This is a genomic window from Parasphingorhabdus sp., from assembly GCF_048269865.1.
GTDB lineage: Bacteria > Pseudomonadota > Alphaproteobacteria > Sphingomonadales > Sphingomonadaceae > Parasphingorhabdus.
In genome coordinates, this window is sequence record NZ_JBLWUA010000026.1 from 1 (window position 1) to 6,972 (window position 6,972).

Annotated in this window: 8 protein-coding genes; 3 read left to right on the forward strand and 5 right to left on the reverse strand. The window is 52.3% G+C overall.

The features are described from left to right. Positions 1 to 141 precede the first annotated feature (141 nt). Positions 142 to 1,020, forward strand: a complete 879-nt coding sequence (locus tag ACN0WW_RS17125; protein ID WP_417614268.1) for a nitrilase-related carbon-nitrogen hydrolase — start codon at positions 142 to 144, stop codon at positions 1,018 to 1,020. Between the two features lie 6 nt (positions 1,021 to 1,026). On the opposite strand, the gene ACN0WW_RS17130 is transcribed toward ACN0WW_RS17125, so the two are convergent. Then, positions 1,027 to 2,460, reverse strand: a complete 1,434-nt coding sequence (locus ACN0WW_RS17130) for a flavin monoamine oxidase family protein (RefSeq protein WP_417614270.1) — start codon at positions 2,458 to 2,460, stop codon at positions 1,027 to 1,029. 76 nt (positions 2,461 to 2,536) lie between these two features. Here ACN0WW_RS17130 and ACN0WW_RS17135 point away from each other — a divergent pair, with 76 nt between their 5' ends. Further along, positions 2,537 to 3,289, forward strand: a complete 753-nt coding sequence (locus ACN0WW_RS17135) for a hypothetical protein (protein ID WP_417614272.1) — start codon at positions 2,537 to 2,539, stop codon at positions 3,287 to 3,289. Positions 3,290 to 3,298: 9 nt separating this feature from the next. Here the strand turns inward: ACN0WW_RS17135 and ACN0WW_RS17140 are convergent, their stop codons facing one another. After that, positions 3,299 to 4,105: a hypothetical protein gene (locus ACN0WW_RS17140; protein ID WP_417614274.1), complete on the reverse strand. Its 807-nt coding sequence runs from the start codon at positions 4,103 to 4,105 to the stop codon at positions 3,299 to 3,301. Between the two features lie 234 nt (positions 4,106 to 4,339). On the opposite strand from ACN0WW_RS17140, the gene ACN0WW_RS17145 reads away from it, so the two are divergent. Next, the gene (locus tag ACN0WW_RS17145; protein ID WP_417614276.1) at positions 4,340 to 5,197 is read left to right on the forward strand and encodes a cupin domain-containing protein; all 858 of its coding nucleotides are present in this window, start codon (positions 4,340 to 4,342) and stop codon (positions 5,195 to 5,197) included. 113 nt (positions 5,198 to 5,310) lie between these two features. Here the strand turns inward: ACN0WW_RS17145 and ACN0WW_RS17150 are convergent, their stop codons facing one another. From ACN0WW_RS17150 to ACN0WW_RS17160, 3 genes are all read right to left on the reverse strand, one after another. Further along, positions 5,311 to 5,487, reverse strand: coding sequence for an META domain-containing protein (locus ACN0WW_RS17150; protein ID WP_417614282.1), 177 nt, complete (start codon positions 5,485 to 5,487; stop codon positions 5,311 to 5,313). After that, complete coding sequence (locus ACN0WW_RS17155; RefSeq protein ID WP_417614278.1) at positions 5,400 to 5,741, reverse strand: hypothetical protein; 342 nt, start codon at positions 5,739 to 5,741, stop codon at positions 5,400 to 5,402. Before ACN0WW_RS17155 ends, ACN0WW_RS17150 begins: the two co-directional genes overlap by 88 nt. A 104-nt stretch (positions 5,742 to 5,845) precedes the next feature. Next, positions 5,846 to 6,532, reverse strand: coding sequence for a nitronate monooxygenase (locus tag ACN0WW_RS17160; protein WP_417614280.1), 687 nt, complete (start codon positions 6,530 to 6,532; stop codon positions 5,846 to 5,848). Positions 6,533 to 6,972 lie beyond the last annotated feature (440 nt).

The window sequence follows — 6,972 nt, forward strand, 5'->3', positions numbered from 1 at the left end:
TTGACCACCCGCTCTGCGGGCTTTTTTGCGCTGGAGTGTTTTGGTTTCATGCTTCGTTCCTTCGTCACTACGATGAAACCAAAACACTCCTTAAATCACAACATCAATTTGGTGACATAGGTGCTGACGGGGAACACGCATATGGAAGAGATCGCGCGCAGGGCTTGTACAACCGGAAAAAAACCGGATTTTCTTTTATATCATGAATTTCCGCTTACTGGTTACTCCGGTGGCTCACGTACCGAAAAACTGAAATATACAGTCAAAGTCCCCGGCCTAGAAACCGAAAGGCTGGGCAAGATCGCAAAGGAGTGCGATGCTTATCTTATATTCGGCACCTATGCCACTGACGATGATTGGCCGGGTCATATATTGAGTTTGAACACAATTATTGGCCGCGACGGCAAGGTCGCAAAAACGTTCTGGAAATCGCGCAATATAAAGCGCATTTATCCCGACCGCGAAATCACGACGACAACGATCGAGGCTGTGCGGGACAAATATCGCGCGATGTACGGGCCAGAAGAAGAATTCCCGGTGCTGCAAACCGAATATGGGAATATTGCGGTCAGTACAGTGCAGATGGACCCGTTTATCTTTGCCGCATTTTCCATGCGCGGTACGGAAATCATGATCCGTACTGCCACACTTTTTGCCGAGGATGATGTGACGTCGATGGCGCGGATCAATAATTTCTATTCGACGATGACGAATATCGCGTTGCCCACCACCGCTAACTACAGGGCGGGAGAGTCCATCATTGTGGATCCAAGCGGCAAGATACTCGCGAAGGATCCCAGTGTTGATAAGGACGGGATTATTGAAGCCGAAATTCCCATTGCAGAATTTCGTGAAGGGCGAAAGATACCAAGCTATGCACTGGATATGGTGAAGCCGGTGTTCGAACAATATGTTCAGGAATTCCCCTTGAATCATCTGGATATCCCGCGGGCAGAACTGCCGGAAACAGGACCGAAGATGAAGGAACTGATGGAAGGTGTGAGCCGGTATAATCGGTAGAGTTGTCTAACCTGGTTTGCTGTTTAGCAAATGCATTGCCACCTGTTCCCCGCTTTCCATCGCGCCTTCCATGCCCAAATGCAAATCGGAGAGATGCTCCCCGGCAAAATGCAATCGTCCGGCAGAAGTGCCGACATTGCCTGCGGCCCAACCGACCTGTCCGGGCGCATAGTGCAGATATGCCCCGCCCGCCAGGGGATTACTTTCCGTCCAGCGCACGACCTTGAACACATCAACTTGGCCATCGCTGGCGGGGCGCAAGCGCTTGAGTTCGCTGGAGCACAATGCCGCAAGCTCTTCGTCAGTCCTGGCGTTCAGGTTGATTGCTCCGGTGCCGTTTATCCAGGCCCGCAACACTCCATCGGGTTTACCGTCGTCCCCGGGCCTGGCAAGCAGACGCTCCAGCGGGCCATCGGTCCACATTGATGCTCCAAAGCCATCTTCCTCCCAAAAAGCGCGTTTTGCCTGGAAGTGAATTTGCATGATCTGGGTATAGGGAAGTTCCTTGAACGCCCGTTTCTGCACTTCTGACAGTGGGGCGTTGACATTCAATTTTGCCATAACGGGCAAGGGAACGGCACAGATAACCTGCGCTGCCCGCCAGGTTCTTCCGCCCTTGCTTTCTAACTCTACACCGTTCGCTCCCACGTCTATACGTGTAATTTCCTGGCCGGTCTCGACAGTACGCGGCAAAGCTTTTGCGATCGCTTCCGGCAGGGACTTCGCACCGTTTACGAAATAGCCAGTTTTCCCGAGGGCAGCTTCCTGCTTGAACGCTACGCCAGTCCGGAACGCATTGAGCATGGAATAGCTGTCAACGCTGTTTGCGTTAAACGCCTGATCGATCGCTGCAATCCCGGCTTCGTTAACTCCTTTAGACTTCAAAAATTCTCTTGCCGAAATATCGTACTTGGAAAAGTCTGGGTCACTCCAGCTTGAAAGATCCGGAAGGGGATTGTCGGCACCGGCAACTACAGGAAATGCGCTGTCCGGCGTCAAACCTTTCATCCGGCCTTTAAACGGATTGCCACTGAAAGTCGGCCAGTCTTCTTGTGCTAATAGCGTCCCGTCCTTATGCAGCGCTGTGGCGGGAGGTGGAAAGCCGTAAGGCGTAATCGGAACCGCCAGTTTTTCCGCCATAAACCGGATACGCGCATAGCCTCCGCCAACTTGCTCACCGCCACCTTCGGTCATGCCATAAGCGCTTTCAACGGTATAAAGCCGTCCGCCGATACGGTCGCTGCCTTCCAGTACCAGCACATCCTTGCCCGCCTCCGCCAGCAGATTTGCGGCATAGAGGCCGGACAGACCTGCGCCGATAATAATGATCTCCGCGTCGTGCTTTTTGGTCCCGATGGAGCAAGCCGAAAGCATTGTGGTGGCAGCAATGCCGCCCAACAGGGTCCGGCGGCTAATGGTCTTTTGGTGAATGAATGTCATAATTTATGTTTGACAACAAACCGCGCACCAAGGCAAGAATAATTTGTCCGGACAACGATGATAGAAAGTGAAGCGAATGATCCGATTCCTGATATTGATAATGATCGCCTTGATCGGTTCGCCGCTTGCGGCCGCTGAACGAGCACTGGATGGCGCGGAGATATTGGCACTTGCGCGCGAAGCAGCGGGCGGCGATGGCTGGGCCAATGCCAAAACGCTAACGCTTTCAGGCCATGCTGTTTTCTATGGTTCGAAAGGTCACGAACCCAAATCTATAGCTGACAACTACCGGATGTGGCGCGAATATGATCTCCAGCGGAAGTCGGCGCACGGGGCGGAAGGCAAGGTTAGAATAGTCGCCAAATCCGGTGAGAAAACATTGTTCGAAGTCGGATATGACGGAGAAACCACCTGGACCGAGAAGGGCATAATGCCGAAAAGACAGGCCGATAAATATTGGGCCACTAATTTTGGGTTCGGGATTATTCGGCACGCCGAAAAACCGGGCTTCGTTGTCACCCGGCTTGCGGATGACCGGTTCGATGGGCATAAAATCTATGTGGTCGAGCTGACCGACCCGCAAGGCGCGCGAACGCTATTCGGTATCGATCAGGAATTTTACGCGATCCGCACTCTGGGTTTCTCGACGCCCAGAGGTTGGCACCGCCGTACTTATCGGGATTTTGTAAAGTTGAAGAACCCGCGCTGGTTGCAGGCACGACATGTTACGCTTTATTATGATGACCGCAAATCGAACGAGGTATTCTGGACAGAAACCAAAGTCGATCAGCCGATTGACGGTCAGGTATTTACACTGCCCAAAGACTGACTGTGCAAGCTAGTCGCGAAAATTAGTCTTCGACATTTCCGAGGATCTCTCGGCGCCCTCGATGGTGCAACTCGCCTGCATCCAGCGAAGGTTGAGACCCACCCGGCTTGCGTCGATATCTGCCCAGCTATAGCTGATCGCGCTGTCCGGATCGTCGGGTTTGTGGACGTATAGAACCATGCTTGGACGGTTGGTGCTGGGCGGCGGCCAATGCACAGCGCGCATCCGCAGGATGATTTCTTCTGCCCCGGTCTCACCGCCGCCGACTTTCACCCGTCCACCCTGATCGTGCAGTTCAAGCTTCTGTCCAAAAAGCCAGTCCGTGCTGCCATCTTCCTTCTTGGCTTTTTTGGGAACGGCCGCCCAGCATTGTGCGGCGCGAGCGCGTTTTAAAAGCGTTTCGGTGCCATCGGTAAATTTTAGCGAAATCCCGCCCTCATCGACCTTGGTAATTTGATATTTTTGCTGGCAGCGCATACGATTTTGGCGGACGCTTATTGCCCATCCTTGCGCATTCTTCTCGAAAAATCGTGCACAATCTCCGACTTTTAACGTCGCATCATTGTTTGCTTCGGAAAATGAAACTGGTTTGGGCGGTCCGGCGTCCTCGCCATAGGCGTTGATTTCATGAAGCAGCAACTGGCCGTCTTGTTCGACGATCTTTAGTGACAGCCACGGTGGCGGCGTTTTTCCGGCATCGCTTTGAAAATACACCTGTTCTTCATTGCTATATGTACCAACAAGCATTTGCGGAATAGTCGCAATTTCCGGTGCACCAGCTGCGGCCAATATTGGCAACGCCCATAGGCCCGTCATATCATTTTCCCCAATTGAGTTTGAAAGGAGCGACGATCACATTCTTCATATTATTTCACTTTCAGCCAGATTTGGCATTCATCTGATCTCACATTAATTGACCATATGTCCAGACAGAAGTTGTCCGGACAGGGTGAGAGTTTCTGGCGATCTTATTGATCGGGATCAATGCGCGCCGAGTCCGGCGATGCAATGACGCTCCCGTAGTCCATTGCAACAGAGACAGGAATATTAATGCTAGAACGCGGCCATATCGAATTTATTCAGTCACAGGTCTTGCCGTGGCAGCGGATTGGCCCCGGTCTCGCCCGACCGGACGCAGAAATCAAACTGCTGAGCCGTGATCCTGCCGATGGCGCGTGTTCAACACTTGTGCGCTATCCAGTCGGCTGGTCACGTAGTGGTCCGGAGCATATTCTGGCAGACGAAGAATTTTATGTGCTCGACGGCTCGTTGGAAATGGATGGCCATGTCTATCCGGCGGACAGCTATGCCTATCTACCAGCCGGGTGGACGCGGAACGAGATGAGCGCGCCGGAAGGTTGCGTCTTGCTCGCATTCTATAATCGTGAACCTATTTTGATCGGGCAAGCAGGAGACGGCTCGGCGGAAACAGCAAATGGAGCCATTCGCCATTTAGACGTTGCGGCGATGGCTTGGGACATGACGCTCAATGACCCAAACCTGAAACATCTCGGTATCTCGCGCAAGGATCTCCGTACAGACCCGGACACTGGCGAACGGACTTTTCTCTCATTGATATTGCCGCAGGCTTCACCGCAGGGAGGGGAGGGTCCGCAGGAAATTCATCCCGTTGTAGAAGAAGCCTATGTGATTTCCGGGTCTCTCACCGGTCCACAAGGTACCATGTATCCCGGCGCCTATTTCTGGCGGCCACCGGGAATAGCACATGGTCCGTTTGGTGCGCGTTGGGGCAGCGTTTCGTTAATTCGGTTCGTCGGGGGCAAACATGTCAACCAGTGGACAGAAGAAAACGCGTCGTTTCGATACGACGCGCCTTATGATCCGATTCTTCCCGATGACCTTCGGGTGCTCAGCAAAATACCATGGACACCGCCGTCGGCATATTAGCAGAAATTTCGAACCCATTTGTTTAAATTTGTCTGATCATGAACAACGTTACCGACTTTGGACCACTGCTTCCCGGCAATCCAACCGGGATTCAGGGCTCCCGTCCGATAGTCTCAATGGGAAGCCAGCGCAGATAAGTTTCTGTCCCCCGTCAGGAGTTTTTGGTCCTGTTGCATTAGGGCAGGGGTGCAGGCCTTTTGCGTCAATGCCATTCCGCCAACCATATTGATGGCCTTCTCCGAAACCGCGCAATTGCCAAAATAATAATTACAGCCTCCCGAACCGGAGATTTGGCCTTCCGCGTTGAGTTGCTACTATCGATAATACCCCCGCCATTGATATCCTCGACGATCCATGCATCACCGAACAATGCAGAAATACCGGATTGGGCAGAAACATCGACCATCGCCAGTTCGAGTGCGCCAGCATCATAGTTGGAGGAAGAAAGGTCGACGACATGACCTGTCTTCGTTCTCCAGATAATGTCACCGGCAACGGACCGAGTTACGGCGCGCACTTCATAGGTGTCACCTGGAATAAGCATTGAATGATCCGCTATCATGGAAAACGGAACCGGTGCGTTGCCGGTGACAGTCTAAAAGATCGATTGTCCGTCGTCAGAACATTTGGCACTGATGGCTGCATAAATTAATGGAGCATCGGCCTCGTCTTGTTGGTTGATATTAGGCGGCAAGCATGCGGTGTTGCAAGCGCCAATGTTCCAAGGCAATCGTCCGGTGCGGAAGGATCGAAGACGCTTCGATGTCCCCCAGCTTCGTAGCCTTGAGCGATGACGGCATCGATGCCCACTTGCTTTACTGCTTGGGCCTCATCTATGCTTGTCGCAGTAGCTACAAGGAAACAGCCAGCTTGCCGCAATGCAGCAATCTGCGCGGCCGGGGGTAACCCAAAATGGAAGCTTACCATAGCAGGGCGCAAATCAACTAGGGCGCGAAGCATATCTTCGTCTTCGGCGAAGCTCTTGTAGATTACTCGGAGTGCTGTGGGAGGTTCCGCACCGAACTTCCTAAACGTGGGAGCGAGTTCCGCCAGCCAAGTCGCTTCGCGCTCGGGGTCCTGTCTTGGGCTTTTATGGACGAAAACGTTCACATTGAATGCTCGCATCGTACGGGCACGCATCTCCGCTACCATCATCCGTGCATTCGACGCGTCTGTTGCTCCGACGCCTATTGAGCCAAGCCCCCCGGCTTCCGAAACCGCAGCGGCTAATCTTGGCGTGGATACCCCCCGCCATAGGTGCTTGGATGATGGGTAGTTGGAGGCCAATACGGTCAAACATTTGAGCTTTATACTCTTTGGCGCAAATGTAGGCAATTGGGTGTTGATTTCGACAGGTCGTTAGCGGAATGGCAAGTTCCCGCGTTGCCGTGACCAATTGCAGACAGGCCGCAAACGGGCCATTTCTGGTCATAGATGAATGTCGCGTTTGGCGAATTGTATATGGAAGCGCCAATATTGTGAATGTCTTGCGATATGCCGTCTATGCCTGTCTGGCTCTGATACGGAAAAATTGAAAAAGCTTCTGGTTTCCTTGGACCTCAAAGGTTTTGCGTTGGCAATCTAACACAAAACTGTCTGTTTAGCCCAGAATAGCGAAATTTCTAACACATCTTCTAGCACGTGATACAAAATAATAGATAAAAAACAATAAATATCAATATCATAAGCTTAAAGATATCCGTCTCATAACCTGAAGGTCGTAGGTTCAAATCCTACTCCCGCAACCAACAATTTTTCTTGGTGAGCAAAGCGAA